Here is a 14,248-nt window from a genome sequence, read left to right on the forward strand (position 1 = left end):
GAGTGTGGCGCGCCTCACCTACCGATTGTTCGGTCGTGGAGGCATTTTGGCTACAGGCACCTCCAGCCTGTGGACAAACGGTTCTCCACAGCCTGGGATAGAAGCAGGTCGTCCAGCGGAGAGAGGCGGGGGGACATGGCGGATGAACAAATGGCCGTCGACCGGAGCGGGGTTCCGGCCGACGAACCGGGCAACACCCTCGGCGGAAGCGACGGAGAAGTGGCCGGCGAGGTCCTGAGCGCCCCTGTGGGCACCCCGACGGGCGCGCTTCCGGCACGCCCTCTGGACGCGATCGACCGGGACATCCTGCGCCTGCTGCAGACGGACGGCCGCGCCTCGGTACGCTCCGTGGCCGAACGGGTCCACGTGTCCCGGGCCAACGCCTACGCGCGCATCAACCGGCTCATCGACGACGGCGTGATCCGCGGCTTCAGCGCCCGCGTCAACCACGAACGGGCCGGCCACGGCGCCTCGGCCTACATCACGCTCAAGATCGTCCAGAACTCCTGGCGCACGGTCCGCGAGCAGCTCAGGGCGCTGCCTGGCGCCACGCACATCGCACTCGTCAGCGGGGACTTCGACGTACTGCTATTGGTCCACACGCCGGACAACCGGACGCTGCGCGAGCTGGTCCTCACCCGGCTCCAGGCGATCCCCGAGGTGCTGTCCACGCGCACGCTGCTGGTCTTCGAGGAGACGGACCTCAACACGGACCCGCGCGCCTGAGCCCGATGGCCGACTCAGGAGCCGTGAGCGCTGAGGGCCGCCTCAGGAGCCTGAGCCGCGACGGACCGCCCCGACGACCGCCCCGACGGACCCCTCCTCCGGAGCCGGACGGCCCTCAGCGGGCCGTCCGCAGCCCGTCGAAGGCCAGGTGGGCGACGGTCTCGGCGAGCTGCTCGCGCTCCGCCGTCGCGTCCGGATGCGGCCGGTACCACTCCACGAGTGAATTGATCATGCCGAAGAGCAGCCTGGTGGCGAGCCGTATGTCCACATCAGCGCGCAGATCGCCCTCGTCGGCGGCGGCCCTCAGCAGCTCGGACACCCGGTGGTCGAACTCGCGCCGCCGCTCCATCGCCCACCGCTCGGTGCCCGTGTTGCCGCGCACCCGCAGCAGCAGCGTCACGTACGGCAGCTCCGCGATCAGCACCTCGACCGTTCGCCGCGTGACGTACTCGACCCGCTCGACGGCCCGCCCCTGCCCGGCGCCCGGCTCGTCGAGGATCGCGAAGAGCCCGTCAAGCGCCCGGCTCACGGCCCGCCGCAGCAGCTCCTCCTTGCCGGACACGTGGTGGTAGATCGACGACTTGGAGATTCCGGCCGCCTTGGAGAGGTGCTCCATGGAGGTGCCGTCGTAGCCGCGCTCGTTGAAGACCCGGACAGCGACCGAGAGCAGCGTCTCGGGGGTGTACGTGTCGCGCTTCGCCGTGGTCATCAGGAGTCCTTCCCGTCCTCGGCGTATCCCCGGCGCACGAGGGCGACGCTCGGCGCGTACCGCCCCGTCGGATACCGCTCGTGCAGCTCCCCCAGCAGGCCGCACGTGCGCTGGTAGCCGACCTTCCCGGCCCACTCCAGCGGACCGACCGGATAGTTGACCCCGAGCCGCATGGCCGTGTCGACGTCCTCGGCGGTGGCGACGCCCCGGTCGACCGCGTCGGCCGCGACGTCGGCCAGCATGGCGACCGTACGGGCCACGATCATGCCGGGCACGTCGCCGATCACGGAGACCTTCTTGCCGAGGGCCTGGAAGAGACCCACGGCCTCGGCGAGGGTCCCGGGCGAGATCCCCTCCTTGGCGGAGAGCACGATCCGGCTCGCGCGCGCGTAGTCGAGCGCGAGGTCGAAGTAGACGATCTCCTCCTTGTGGTACTCGAAGGAGCTCTCGCCGTCCGCGAGGTTGAGCTCACCGCCGCCCGGCAGCGTGATGAACCCGCCGTAGCCCTTCTTGCGGCGGACCGTGATCCCGGCCTCCTCGAAGAGCCCCACGAGCGGCTCAGCGGGCCCCAGGTCTCCCCGGACGACGATCTTCGCGGGCGCCTCGGCCGGGGCCGCCGTGTGCGGTTCGGGCCGCTCGGCGCCCTCCGCGTACGAGAACCAGCCCCGGCCCGTCTTGCGGCCGAGCCGGCCCGACTCGACGAGCCGCCGCTGCGCGAGCGAGGGCGTGAACTTCGGGTCCTGGTAGAAGGACTCCCACACCGACCGGGTGACCGCCTCGTTCACGTCCTGGCCGATGAGGTCGGTCAGCTCGAAGGGGCCCATGCGGAAGCCGCCGCACTCGCGCAGGGCGGCGTCGATGGTGGCCGGGTCGGCCGCGCCCTCCTCGTAGACCCGCAGCGCCTCGGCGTAGAAGGGGCGGGCGACCCGGTTCACGATGAAGCCGGGGGTGTCCGCGCAGCGGACCGGCGTCTTGCCCCACTCCTTCACCGTCGCGTACGCGCGCGTGGCGACGTCCGGGTCGGTGGCGAAGCCGCTGACGACCTCGACGAGCGGGAGCAGCGGCGCCGGGTTGAAGAAGTGCAGGCCGACGAACCGGCCGGGCAGCCGCAGGCCGCCGGCGATGGCGGTGACGGAGAGGGAGGAGGTGTTGGTGGCGAGGACCGTGTCGTCGCCGACGACCTTCTCCAGGTCGGCGAAGAGCTGCTGCTTGACGGGCAGCAGCTCGACGATCGCCTCGATGACGAGGGCCGCGTCGGCGAGCTCGTCGAGCTCGGCGGCGGCGTGCAGCCGACGGACGGCGTCCTCGCGCGCGGCGGCGTCCAGACGTCCCTTCTCGACGAGCCGGTCGAGGCGGGCGGTGAGGGCGGCCACGGCCTCCTCGGCGCGGCCGGGGGCGCTGTCGTAGAGGCGCACGGGGTGGCCGGCGACCAGCGCGACCTGGGCGATCCCCTGGCCCATGGTGCCCGTGCCGACGACGGCGACGGTACGGTCCCGGCCGACGGTCCCGGCGGCCTCGGACGCTTCGGCGGCCTGGGTGTCCCGGGCGGCCTCGCTGACCGTGTCGGTGGCCTCGGCGGCCTCTTCGGCTCCGGTTCCTGCGGTCCGCACGGCGGCGGGCTCAGTGGCGGTCACGTCGTCGCTCCCCCTGACGTTCACGTTGGCGCTCACGTTGGCGCTCATAGGGGTGATCCTCCCCGATGGGTTTTCCACAGGATCGACGGACCCCCTTGTCCCGACCGATCGTTCGGTTACTCTAACTCCGTACGTGTCTCCCTGCCCAGCTCGACGAGGAGTTGGTCCTTCCATGGCCATCGCTCAGCTGACCACCGACCGTCTGGCCGACAAGCACCGGTCCACGCTCGACCAGGCGCTCGACACCATCCGGACCCGCGCCTACTGGTCGCCGCATCCGGAGCACCCGAAGGCGTACGGGGCGGACGGCTCGCTCGACGCCGCGGCCGGTCTCGCCGCCCACCAGGCCGTTCTGAACAGCCGCTTCGAGCTCGACCAGCCCGGCACGGACGGCTGGACCGGCGGCGAGACCTCGCCGTACGGCCCGTCCCTCGGCATCGAGTACCCGCACGCCGACATCGACGTCCTGCTCCCCGCGATGCGCGCGGGCATGGGCGCCTGGCGCGACGCCGGGGCCGAGACCCGGGCCCTGGTCTGCCTGGAGATCCTCGCCCGGATCTCCGCCCGCACCCACGAGTTCGCCCACGCCGTCATGCACACCAGCGGACAGGCGTTCATGATGGCGTTCCAGGCCGGCGGCCCGCACGCCCAGGACCGCGGCCTCGAAGCCGTGGCCTACGCGTACGCGGAGCAGACCCGCACCCCCGCCGGGCGGGCCGACTGGTCCAAGCCCCAGGGCAAGCGCGACCCCCTGCAGCTGAGCAAGGAGTTCACCCCGGTCGGCCGCGGCATCGCCCTGATGATCGGCTGCAACACCTTCCCCACGTGGAACGGCTACCCGGGCCTGTTCGCCTCCCTCGCCACCGGCAACCCGGTCCTGGTCAAGCCGCACCCGCGCGCGGTCCTGCCGCTCGCCCTGACCGTCCGTGTCGCCCGTGAGGTGCTCGCCGAGGCCGGCTTCGACCCGAACCTCGTCGCGCTCGCCGTCGAGCGGCCGGGCGAGGGCATCGCCAAGACGCTGGCCGTCCGCCCCGAGATCCGGATCATCGACTACACCGGCTCCACCGAGTTCGGCGACTGGCTGGAGGACAACGCCCGCCAGGCGCAGGTCTACACCGAGAAGGCCGGCGTCAACACGGTCGTGGTCGACTCCACCGACGACTACAAGGGCATGCTCGCCAACCTGGCGTTCTCGCTGTCCCTGTACAGCGGCCAGATGTGCACCACCCCGCAGAACCTGCTGATCCCCCGCGACGGCATCACCACCGACCAGGGCCCCAAGTCGTACGACGAGGTCGTCGCCGACCTCGCGGCGGGCGTCGGCGGTCTGCTCGGCGACGACGCCCGGGCGAACGGCATCCTCGGCGCCCTGGTCAACCCGGACGTGAAGGCGCGCCTGGAGGCCGCCGCGGGCCTCGGGGAGGTGGCGCTCGCCTCCCGCGAGGTGGTCAACCCGGAGTACCCGGACGCGGTCGTGCGGACGCCGGTCATCGTGAAGCTGGACGGCTCGAAGCCCGACGCCCAGGCGGCGTACTTCTCGGAGTGCTTCGGCCCGGTCTCCTTCGCCGTCTCGGTGGAGTCCACCAAGGAGGCCCTGGAGCTGCTGCGCCGTACGGTCCGGGAGAAGGGCGCGATGACGGTCGGGGCCTACACGACCTCGGAGGAGACCGAGCGCGCGGTGGAGGAGGTCTGCCTGGAGGAGTCGGCCCAGCTCTCGCTGAACCTCACGGGCGGGGTGTACGTGAACCAGACCGCCGCGTTCTCCGACTTCCACGGCTCGGGCGGCAACCCGGCGGCGAACGCGGCCCTGTGCGACGGCGCCTTCGTCTCCAACCGCTTCCGGGTGGTGGAGGTCCGCCGCCAGGCCTGACCTCGGGTGAACCCGAGCGATCCCGGGTGATCCACGTGTTCCCGGGGGCGCACTGAAGGCCCCCGGGAACACGTCTACGGGCTCTGGATCTCCGCGTAGCGCTGCACCCAGGCATGCATGGCGATGGCGGCGGCCGCCCCCGCGTTGATCGAGCGGGTCGAACCGAACTGGGCGATCGAGCAGACCATCTCCACATGGGCGCGGGCCTCCTCCGTGAGTCCCGGGCCCTCCTGCCCGAAGAGCAGCACGCAGCGGCGGGGCAGCACGGTCCGTTCCAGCGGGACGGCGCCCGGCAGGTTGTCGATGCCGATGACCGGGATGCCCTCGGCCGCCGCCCACGAGGTCAGCGACTCGGTGTCCGGGTGGTGCCGGACGTGCTGGTAGCGGTCGGTGACCATGGCGCCGCGCCGGTTCCAGCGCCGTCGGCCCACGATGTGGACCTCCTTCGCCAGGAACGCGTTGGCGGTTCGTACCACCGAGCCGATGTTGAAGTCGTGGCCCCAGTTCTCCACGGCCACGTGGAAGTCGTGACGCCGGGTGTCCAGGTCGGCGACGACCGCCTCCCGCGTCCAATACCGGTAGCGGTCCACGACATTGCGCCGGTCGCCGCCGGCAAGCAGCTCCGGGTCGTACCGCTCGCCCTCGGGCCACGGCTCCGGGTGCGGTCCCACGCCGATCTCGGGGCCGAAGCCCTCGTCGTACTGGACCGGCTCGGCCGCCGTAGCCCCGGCCTGGGCTACGGGCTCGACTCCGGCTCCGGCCTCGTCTCCGGCCCCGGGCTTCTCGTCAGTGGTACTGGTGGTGCTCACCCGACGAGGGTACGGGGGCCGTGCTCCTCACCCGTACGGCGCTGCTCGGGCAGCGTCCCGGCGGGCGCCCGCCGCAGCAGCCGGTCCCTGCCCCGTACGACCCACGCGCCGAGCCCGGCCAGGAACGCCGTCGGCAGGAAGACGGCGTCGGCGGAGATCATCGCGAGCGAGAAGACCGGCAGGCCGAGAAGCACGGCGATCCCGGCGTGCTCCAGCATCATCGCGACGAGCAGCACGTTCTTGACCTTGCGGTGGAAGAGCGTGAACGGGAAGGCGACCTGGACGATCACCGTGCCGTAGGTCACCAGCATCACCATGATCCCGCTGGCGGCGAGCAGGCCGGAGAGGGCGGGCCAGGGCGTGAAGTAGTCGAGGTGGAGGGGGTAGAACAGCGCGGTGCCGTCCTGCCAGCGCGAACCCTGGACCTTGTACCAGCCGGCCGTGGCGTAGATCAGGCAGACCTCCGCCATGATCACGAGGAGGGCGGCGTTGTGCCCGAGGTGGGCGAGGGCGTCGAGCAGGGTGCGCGGCTCGCCGGGCGCGAACCGGCACACCAGCCACCAGAGGGCGTTCCCGAGCCACAGGACCCACAGCAGCACGGGCAGCCACCACTCGCCGGAGACCTCGCTGAACCACGTCGTGGCGAGGAGGAGGCCGCCGAGCACGGTCCACAGCAGCGGGCCGGTGCGATCGACGCGTGGCGGCCCGCCGGCCTGGGCGGCGCGGGCCTCGCGGGCGGCCCGCCGGGCATCGAGGGACCACACCTGGGAGCAGCGGGTCAGCACGAGGTAGATCGCGGCGAGGTGGAGGACGTTGTCACCGCCGTCCCCCACGAAGACGGAGCGATTCTGCAGCGAGAGCACCCCGACCATGAAGACCACCGAGACGGCCCGGGTGCGCCAGCCGACCAGGAGGAGCACGGCGGAGAGCACGGCCAGCCCGTAGACGAGCTCGAACCAGAGCCGGCCGTCCGACCACATGAGCACGCTGAAGGACCGGTTGTCGGCGATCAGCCGGCGGGCCATCTCCCAGGACCAGGGGCTGTCGGGGCCGTACAGCTCGTGCCGGTACGGCAGCTCGCGCAGCAGGAAGAGCAGCCAGGTCAGCGAGAAGCCGATCCGTACGATCGCCGTCTGGTACGGGCCCAGGGAGCGGCCCGTGACGGTCTGGACGGCACGGGCGAGCCGGCGGTCGAAGGGCTCGCGGGCTGCCGTGCGGGACGGCTGGGGAGTGGGGCCCGACAGGGGTGCGGGGGACGGCCGGGGTGCGGGGGACGGCTGGGGTGGTGTGGGCGTGGTCATCGGGCCGCCTCCGTACCGCTTCGGTGGGCTCCTGCCGGCCGGTCGGCTTCGGTGACCCGCCACCACGGGAGGTCGCGGTAGGAGGGGGCCGTGTCGGTCTCCTCGGAGCTCCACCGGGGGGCGGCCACGGGCCGGGTGACGGCCCGGAGCTGGACACGGCGCACGTCGCCCGCGAGCGCCCGCCCGTCGGGCCCCCGGAGGACGGGAAGGGCGTCGAGGCGGTGCATCGCGATCCTGCGCATGTACTCCTCCGAGAGGTGGCCGCGCAGCCCTTCGGGGCGCTCGTCGTCGGAGTGCGAGTGGAGGTAGAAGTCCACGGCCCGGCGGAGTTCGTTCTGCTGGGCGTGACTGGGCATCGGGTTGTGGCGGATCGCCTCGGTGTCCTGGGCCGTGAGGTCGATCCAGCCGGTGGTGCGCAGGGCGCCGTCCGGGGCGGCGAGCTCGGCGCGGACCTCGACGGAGATGTTCTGCTGGAGCGGATTGGGCGCGAAGAGCTTCCAGTTCTGTTCGAACTCCGGATAGACCCAGTCGTCGACGGCCTGGCCGTGCCGTTTGGTCAGCGTGTTGGACGGCGCCACGTGCAGGAACACCATCGCCAGGTGCACACAGGCGAACACCCCGGCGACGGCGAGCGCCACGGCGAGAACGACCTGGTAGGGCAGCGAGAGGGCCATGATCCCGGTGCCGGAGTCCTGGGCGTCGGGGGACGCGTCCGGGGCGATCGCGCCGAGGGGGTCCGCCTGGGCTGCCGGACGGTCGTCGCTCACGTCAGCCGCGCCCTTTTCGACGTCCGCGTCCATCCCGCCCCGATCCCGATCGGCCCACTCGGTTATCCACAGGGTTGACACCATACGGGCCGCCGACTCACCATTGAAGTCATTCAACCGAACGATCGGTCGGTAGGGGGTCCGATGACCGCAGTGACGGCAGATACGGCAGGGACCACGGGCGTGCCCGGCGTGTCGGACGCGGCCGTGGCGGCGGAGCAGGCCGCTCACGAGGCCGTGTTCGACGCCGCGGTGGCCGCCGAGGAGCGGATCGAGCCGCGCGACTGGATGCCCGAGGCCTACCGCGCCTCGCTCGTCCGGCAGATCGCGCAGCACGCCCACTCCGAAATCATCGGCATGCAGCCCGAGGCGAACTGGATCACCCGCGCGCCCTCGCTGCGCCGCAAGGCGATCCTCATGGCCAAGGTCCAGGACGAGGCCGGCCACGGCCTCTACCTGTACAGCGCCGCGGAAACCCTCGGCACCAGCCGCGACGAGCTGCTCGACAAGCTCCACTCGGGCCGCCAGAAGTACTCCTCGATCTTCAACTACCCCACGCTGACCTGGGCCGACGTCGGCGCCATCGGCTGGCTGGTGGACGGGGCCGCGATCACCAACCAGGTCCCGATCTGCCGCTGCTCGTACGGGCCGTACGCCCGCGCGATGGTCCGGGTCTGCAAGGAGGAGTCCTTCCACCAGCGCCAGGGGTTCGAGGCGCTGCTCGCCCTCTCCCAGGGCACCGAGGCCCAGCACGCCATGGCGCAGGACGCCGTGGACCGCTGGTGGTGGCCCTCCCTGATGATGTTCGGCCCGCCCGACGACGAGTCGACCCACACCGCCCAGGCCATGGCCTGGAAGATCAAGCGCCACACCAACGACGAACTGCGACAGCGCTTCGTCGACATCGCCGTGCCGCAGGCCGAGGCCCTCGGACTCACCCTCCCCGACCCCGACCTCCGGTGGAACGAGGAGCGCGGGCACTACGACTTCGGCGCCATCGACTGGACCGAGTTCTGGGACGTGCTCAAGGGCAACGGCCCCTGCAACGACCAGCGGCTCAGCAAGCGGCGTCAGGCCCACGAGGACGGCGCCTGGGTGAGAGAAGCCGCGGCCGCCCACGCGGAGAAGCACAAGCACACCGGCAAGCACGGGGAGGCACAGGCATGACGAGCGACGGTTGGCCGCTGTGGGAGGTGTTCGTGCGCTCCCGCCGCGGACTGTCCCACACCCACGCGGGCAGTCTCCACGCGCCCGACGCGGAGATGGCCCTGCGCAACGCCCGCGACCTGTACACCCGCAGGAGCGAAGGCGTGTCGATCTGGGTCGTCCCCTCCACCGAGATCACCGCCTCCTCGCCCGACGAGAAGGACCCCTTCTTCGAACCGGCCGCGGACAAGCCCTACCGCCACCCGACGTTCTACGACATCCCGGAGGGGGTGAAGCACCTGTGAGCAGCACCCCCGACACCCACGAGGCCGCCACGTCCACCGGCGCCGCCCTCGCCCTCGGCGACGACGCCCTCATCCTCTCCCACCGCCTGGGGGAGTGGGCAGGGTCCGCCCCCGTCCTGGAGGAGGAGGTCGCCCTCGCCAACATCGCCCTCGACCTCCTCGGCCAGGCCCGCGTCCTGCTCTCCCTCGTCGGCGACGAGGACGAACTGGCCTACCTCCGCGAGGAGCGTTCCTTCCGGAACGTCCAGCTGGTCGAACAGCCCAACGGCGACTTCGCCCACACCATCGCCCGCCAGCTCTACTTCTCCACCTACCAGCACCTCCTGTACGGGCAGCTGGCCTCCGGCGACGGCCCCTTCGCCGGACTCGCGGCCAAGGCCGTCAAGGAGGTCGCCTACCACCGGGACCACGCCGAGCACTGGACCCTGCGTCTCGGCGACGGCACCACCGAGAGCCACGAGCGCATGCAGCGCGCCTGCGACGCCCTCTGGCGGTACACGGGCGAACTGTTCCAGCCCGTCGAAGGACTCGACGTGGACCACGCCGCCATGGAGAGCGCCTGGCTCGCGTCCATGACCGACATCCTCGGCAGGGCCACCCTCACCGTGCCCTCCGGCCCCCGCACCGGCGCCTGGGCCGCCGGAGCCGGCCGCCAGGGACTGCACACCGAACCCTTCGGCCGGATGATCGCCGAGATGCAGCACCTGCACCGCAGCCACCCGGGGGCGACATGGTGACCATGACCGCCCTGGAAGAGGAACTGAGCCGCATCGCCGGCGCCGTCCTCGACCCCGAGCTGCCCGTCCTCACCCTGGCGGAGCTCGGCGTCCTGCGGGGCGTCCAGGTCACCGGCCCCGGCAGCGTCGAAGTCTCCCTCACCCCGACGTACACGGGCTGCCCCGCCGTCGAGGCGATGTCCTCGGACATCGAGCGCGCACTCCACGCACACGGAGTACCCGACGTCTCCGTCGTCACGGTCCTCGCCCCCGCCTGGTCCACCGACGACATCAGCGAGGAAGGCCGCCGCAAACTCGCCGAGTTCGGCGTCGCCCCGCCACGCCCCCAAGGCCCGGCCGGCGGCCCCGTGCCGCTCACCCTGGCGATCCGCTGCCCCCACTGCGGCTCCACGGACACCGAGCTCCTGAGCCGCTTCTCCTCGACCGCGTGCAAGGCGCTGCGCCGCTGCACCGCCTGCCTCGAACCGTTCGACCACTTCAAGGAGCTGTAGATGGGGTCCTCAGGCGCCACCGGACGGGCCGGGTTCCATCCGCTCCGCGTGAGCGAGGTCGAACGGCTCACGGACGACTCCGTGGCCGTCACCTTCGCGGTCCCGCCCGAACTCCACGAGGCCTACCGGCACCTCCCCGGCCAGCACCTCGCCCTGCGTCGCACGGGCGAACAGGGCGAGGAGATCCGGCGCACGTACTCGATCTGCGCCCCCGCCGTCCCCGCCGGCGAGCCCCCCGTCCTGCGCGTCGGCATCCGGCTCGTCGACGGCGGCTCCTTCTCGACGTACGCGCTCAAGGAACTGGCCGTCGGCGACCTCGTCGAGGTCATGGAACCCATGGGCCGCTTCTCCCTCACCCCGCGCCCCGGCCACTTCGCCGCCGTCGTCGGCGGCAGCGGCATCACCCCGGTCCTGTCGATCGCGACCACCCTGCTCGCCCAGGAGCCGGAAGCCAGGTTCTGCCTCATCCGGAGCGACCGCACCGCCGCGTCCACGATGTTCCTCGACGAGGTCGCCGACCTGAAGGACCGCTACGCCGACCGCTTCCAGCTGGTCACCGTGCTCTCCCGGGAGGAGCAGCAGGCGGGCCTGCCGTCCGGCCGGCTCGACCGCGAGCGGCTCACCGAGCTGCTGCCCGCGCTGCTGCCGGTCGACACCGTCGACGGCTGGTTCCTCTGCGGCCCCTTCGGCCTCGTACAGGGCGCCGAGCAGGCACTCGGCGACCTCGGGGTCGGCCGCGGCCTGATCCACCAGGAGATCTTCCACGTCGACGACGGCTCCGCGCCCACCGCGGTCCCCACGGCCGACACTCCCGCGCACGCCACCCTGACCGCGACCCTGCACGGCCGGTCCGGTACCTGGCCGGTGGACCGGGGCGAGACGCTCCTCGAGACGGTGCTGCGCTCCCGAGCCGACGCCCCGTACGCCTGCAAGGGCGGAGTGTGCGGCACCTGCCGCGCCTTCCTCGTCGGCGGAGAGGTGCGGATGGACCGCAACTTCGCACTGGAACCGGAGGAGACCGAAGCCGGATACGTCCTGGCCTGCCAGTCCCACCCGGTCACGCCCGACGTGGAGTTGGACTTCGACCGCTGACGCATTCGGAGACCGCCGCCGCCATTCCCTTCCACTAGAACCTGTTCTATCTTGACGAACCGTCAGGATGAGCGGGGTTCAGCAACGGGAGGGCCGGGCAGTGGACTTCACCTTCACCGAGGAACAGCAGGCGGCCGTCGAGACGGCCAAGGCGGTCTTCTCGACCGTCACACCCGACGTGGTACCGAGCCCCGCCCTCACACCGGGCGCCGTCTCCGAGGACCTGGACCGGCCCCTCTGGTCCCGCCTCGCCACCGCCGACCTGCTGAGCCTCGTGGTGTCCCCACGACACGGCGGCGCCGGACTCGACCCCGTCGCCCTCTGCCTCGTCCTGCGCGAAGCGGCCCGCGTCCTCGCCCGCGTCCCCCTCCTGGAGACCAGCGCCGTCGCCATGACCATCGAGCGGTACGCCCCCGAGCACACCGCCGCCGCACTCCTCCCCCGCGCGGGCCGCGGCGAACTCGTCCTCACCGCCGCCTCCCAGGGCCGCACCGGCCACGACCCCGCCGACCGCGCCGTCACCGCGCACCGCGACGGCACCGACTGGATCCTCGACGGCCTCCAGACCGCCGTCCCCTGGGCCCACGGCGCCGACCTCATCGCCGTACCCGCGCACACCCCCGAAGGACGCACCGTCCTCGCCCTGCTTCCCCGCGCACACGAAGGCCTCGGCCTCGCCGCGCAGTACTCCACCAACGGCGAACTCCTCGCCGAACTACGGCTCGACTCCGTACGCATCGACGGCACCGACGTCATCGACGCCGAAGGCGCCTGGGAATGGCTGCGCGGAATGCTCACCACCGGCACCTGCGCGCTCGCCCTCGGCCTCGGCGAAGCCGTACTCACCATGACGAGCCAGTACACCGGCAAACGGGAACAGTTCGGCCACCCCGTCGCCACCTTCCAGGCCGTCGCCGTCCAGGCCGCCGACCGCTACATCGACCTGCGCGCCATGGAAGTCACCCTCTGGCAGGCCGCCTGGCGCCTCGCCGGCGAAACCGAAGCGCCGCTCCCCGCGGCAGGGGACATCGCCGTCGCCAAGATCTGGGCATCCGAAGGCGTACGGCGCGTGGTGCAGACCGCACAGCACCTGCACGGCGGCTTCGGCGCCGACACCGACTACCCCCTGCACCGCTACCACGCCTGGGCCAAGCACCTGGAACTGTCCCTCGGCCCCGCCGCCGCCCACGAAGAAGCCCTGGGCGACCTGCTGGCCGCCCACCCCCTGGGCTGACGTCCGCCGACCGTCAGAGCACGAAGGCCGGGCTGCCGTTCCCCGTCACCATCGGACGCCCGGCACCGTCCCAGGCGAGCATCCCGCCCTCGACGTTCACCGCGTCGAAGCCCTGCTGCACCAGATACTGCGTGACCTGCGCCGACCGGCCACCCACCCGGCACATCACATAGGCGCGCCCGCGCTCGGCCACGGCCTCCGTCACCTCACCGAATCGGGCCACGAAGTCGCTCATCGGCACGTGCAGCGCACCCTCGACATGACCGGCCGCCCACTCGTCGTCCTCCCTGACGTCCAGCACCAGACCGTCGGCCGGCACGGAAGCCGCGTCCACCGAGGGCAGCGGGGAGAAATTCATGGGAACGGCCTTCTCTCGTCAGTACCGCCCGGCGGGAATCCGAGCGCACGGAAAAACCTACTGCACCAGCCCGGCCAGCTCGGTCTCACGCTCGGAGACCTGCGTGAGCAGCTGCTCCGCGATCTCCTCCAGGAGACGGTCCGGGTCGTCCGGCGCCATCCGCAGCATCGCGCCGATCGCACTGTCCTCCAGCTCGCGCGCCAGCGCCGACAGCATGTCCTTGCGCTCGGCCAGCCACTCCAGGCGCGCGTACAGCTCCTCGCTCTCGCTGAGCCGCTCCTCGGCCGGCACGGGACCGGCCTCCCACTCCGCGGACAGCTCGCGAAGCAGCGTCTCGTCGCCCCTGGCGTATGCCGCGTTCACCCGCGTGATGAACTCCTCGCGCCGTTTCCGCTCGTCCTCCTCGCGGGCCAGATCGGGGTGGGCCTTACGGGCCAGCTCCCGGTAGAGCCTGCGCACCTCCTCGCTGGGGCGGACGCGCTTCGGCGGCTGCACCGGCCGGTCGGTGAGCATGGCCGCCGCCTCGGGGGAGAGGCCGTCGGAGTCGATCCAGTCGTGGAACAGCTCGTCCACGCCCGGCATCGGCAGAACCGCCGCCCGCGCCTCCTCCGCCCGCCGCAGGTCCTCCGGGTCACCGGTGCGCGCCGCCCGCGCCTCGGCGATCCGGGCGTCGAGCTCGTCGAGGCGCGCGTACATGGGGCCGAGCTTCTGGTGGTGCAGTCGGGAGAAGTTGTCCACCTCGACCCGGAAGGTCTCGACGGCGATCTCGAACTCGATCAGGGCCTGCTCGGCCACCCGCACGGCCCGCTCAAGCCGCGCCTCGGGCCGTTCGTCAGCAGGCCGGTCGTCAGCAGGCCGGTCGTCAGCAGGCCGGTCGTCAGCGGTCCGGTCGTCAGCGGGGGGCGCGCCCCCAGGCAGCTCGGCGCCAGGCCGCAGGTCGCCGGGACGCTCGTCCTCAGGCCGTTCGTCGCCGGGGCGCTCGTCCCCGGGCTCCTCGTTCACACCCTGGTCCTCGGTCACGTCCACGCCCGCCCAGTCCTCGTTCCGCCTCGTCCCACCCAGCCTACGG

At 72.0% G+C, this 14,248-nt stretch carries 15 protein-coding genes; 8 read left to right on the plus strand and 7 right to left on the minus strand.

Going from position 1 to position 14,248, the window contains the following annotated elements:
• The first annotated feature begins 135 nt into the window (after nucleotides 1–135).
• Nucleotides 136–726, plus strand: a complete 591-nt coding sequence (locus tag IO20_RS0130070) for an Lrp/AsnC family transcriptional regulator (RefSeq protein WP_245685100.1) — start codon at nucleotides 136–138, stop codon at nucleotides 724–726.
• A gap of 115 nt (nucleotides 727–841) precedes the next feature.
• On the opposite strand, the gene IO20_RS0130075 is transcribed toward IO20_RS0130070, so the two are convergent.
• Together IO20_RS0130075 and IO20_RS0130080 are read right to left on the minus strand one after the other, a co-directional pair.
• Nucleotides 842–1,435 carry a TetR/AcrR family transcriptional regulator gene (locus IO20_RS0130075; protein ID WP_030555706.1) on the minus strand — a complete coding sequence of 198 codons (594 nt, stop codon included), beginning with the start codon at nucleotides 1,433–1,435 and terminating at the stop codon, nucleotides 842–844.
• On the minus strand, nucleotides 1,435–3,117 hold the full coding sequence (locus IO20_RS0130080; RefSeq protein ID WP_078946235.1) for a 3-hydroxyacyl-CoA dehydrogenase: 1,683 nt from the start codon (nucleotides 3,115–3,117) through the stop codon (nucleotides 1,435–1,437). Before IO20_RS0130080 ends, IO20_RS0130075 begins: the two co-directional genes overlap by 1 nt.
• Before the next feature lie 124 nt (nucleotides 3,118–3,241).
• Between IO20_RS0130080 and paaN the strand changes: the two genes are divergently transcribed.
• Nucleotides 3,242–4,939, plus strand: a complete 1,698-nt coding sequence (paaN, locus tag IO20_RS0130085; protein ID WP_030555702.1) for a phenylacetic acid degradation protein PaaN — start codon at nucleotides 3,242–3,244, stop codon at nucleotides 4,937–4,939.
• 74 nt (nucleotides 4,940–5,013) lie between these two features.
• Here the strand turns inward: paaN and IO20_RS0130090 are convergent, their stop codons facing one another.
• The 3 genes from IO20_RS0130090 to IO20_RS0130100 all read right to left on the minus strand — a co-directional run bounded on the left by IO20_RS0130090 (nucleotide 5,014) and on the right by IO20_RS0130100 (nucleotide 7,849).
• Nucleotides 5,014–5,616, minus strand: a complete 603-nt coding sequence (locus IO20_RS0130090) for a TrmH family RNA methyltransferase (RefSeq protein ID WP_245685102.1) — start codon at nucleotides 5,614–5,616, stop codon at nucleotides 5,014–5,016.
• Nucleotides 5,617–5,744: 128 nt separating this feature from the next.
• A complete protein-coding gene (locus IO20_RS0130095; RefSeq protein WP_030555699.1) occupies nucleotides 5,745–7,049 on the minus strand; it encodes an HTTM domain-containing protein in 1,305 nt (434 codons plus the stop codon).
• A complete protein-coding gene (locus IO20_RS0130100) occupies nucleotides 7,046–7,849 on the minus strand; it encodes a DUF5819 family protein (protein ID WP_030555697.1) in 804 nt (267 codons plus the stop codon). The genes IO20_RS0130095 and IO20_RS0130100 overlap by 4 nt, the downstream gene beginning before the upstream one ends.
• Before the next feature lie 111 nt (nucleotides 7,850–7,960).
• Here IO20_RS0130100 and paaA point away from each other — a divergent pair, with 111 nt between their 5' ends.
• From paaA to IO20_RS0130130, 6 genes are all read left to right on the plus strand, one after another.
• Nucleotides 7,961–8,983, plus strand: coding sequence for a 1,2-phenylacetyl-CoA epoxidase subunit PaaA (paaA, locus tag IO20_RS0130105; protein WP_030555695.1), 1,023 nt, complete (start codon nucleotides 7,961–7,963; stop codon nucleotides 8,981–8,983).
• Complete coding sequence (gene paaB, locus IO20_RS0130110; RefSeq protein WP_030223573.1) at nucleotides 8,980–9,267, plus strand: 1,2-phenylacetyl-CoA epoxidase subunit PaaB; 288 nt, start codon at nucleotides 8,980–8,982, stop codon at nucleotides 9,265–9,267. The genes paaA and paaB overlap by 4 nt, the downstream gene beginning before the upstream one ends.
• Nucleotides 9,264–10,004, plus strand: coding sequence for a 1,2-phenylacetyl-CoA epoxidase subunit PaaC (paaC, locus tag IO20_RS0130115; RefSeq protein ID WP_030555693.1), 741 nt, complete (start codon nucleotides 9,264–9,266; stop codon nucleotides 10,002–10,004). The genes paaB and paaC overlap by 4 nt, the downstream gene beginning before the upstream one ends.
• Nucleotides 9,998–10,495: a 1,2-phenylacetyl-CoA epoxidase subunit PaaD gene (gene paaD / locus IO20_RS0130120; RefSeq protein ID WP_030555692.1), complete on the plus strand. Its 498-nt coding sequence runs from the start codon at nucleotides 9,998–10,000 to the stop codon at nucleotides 10,493–10,495. Before paaC ends, paaD begins: the two co-directional genes overlap by 7 nt.
• Nucleotides 10,496–11,587 (plus strand): 2Fe-2S iron-sulfur cluster-binding protein, encoded by a 1,092-nt coding sequence (locus IO20_RS0130125; protein ID WP_030555690.1) that lies wholly within the window; start codon nucleotides 10,496–10,498, stop codon nucleotides 11,585–11,587.
• A 100-nt stretch (nucleotides 11,588–11,687) separates the two neighbouring features.
• Nucleotides 11,688–12,821 (plus strand): acyl-CoA dehydrogenase family protein, encoded by a 1,134-nt coding sequence (locus IO20_RS0130130; protein ID WP_030555688.1) that lies wholly within the window; start codon nucleotides 11,688–11,690, stop codon nucleotides 12,819–12,821.
• Between the two features lie 13 nt (nucleotides 12,822–12,834).
• On the opposite strand, the gene IO20_RS0130135 is transcribed toward IO20_RS0130130, so the two are convergent.
• On the minus strand, nucleotides 12,835–13,179 hold the full coding sequence (locus IO20_RS0130135; protein WP_030555686.1) for a rhodanese-like domain-containing protein: 345 nt from the start codon (nucleotides 13,177–13,179) through the stop codon (nucleotides 12,835–12,837).
• A 57-nt stretch (nucleotides 13,180–13,236) separates the two neighbouring features.
• A complete protein-coding gene (locus IO20_RS0130140) occupies nucleotides 13,237–13,980 on the minus strand; it encodes a hypothetical protein (RefSeq protein ID WP_106978686.1) in 744 nt (247 codons plus the stop codon).
• Nucleotides 13,981–14,248: the final 268 nt, after the last annotated feature.

Source organism: Streptomyces exfoliatus (assembly GCF_000725545.1).
Classification (GTDB): domain Bacteria; phylum Actinomycetota; class Actinomycetes; order Streptomycetales; family Streptomycetaceae; genus Streptomyces; species Streptomyces exfoliatus.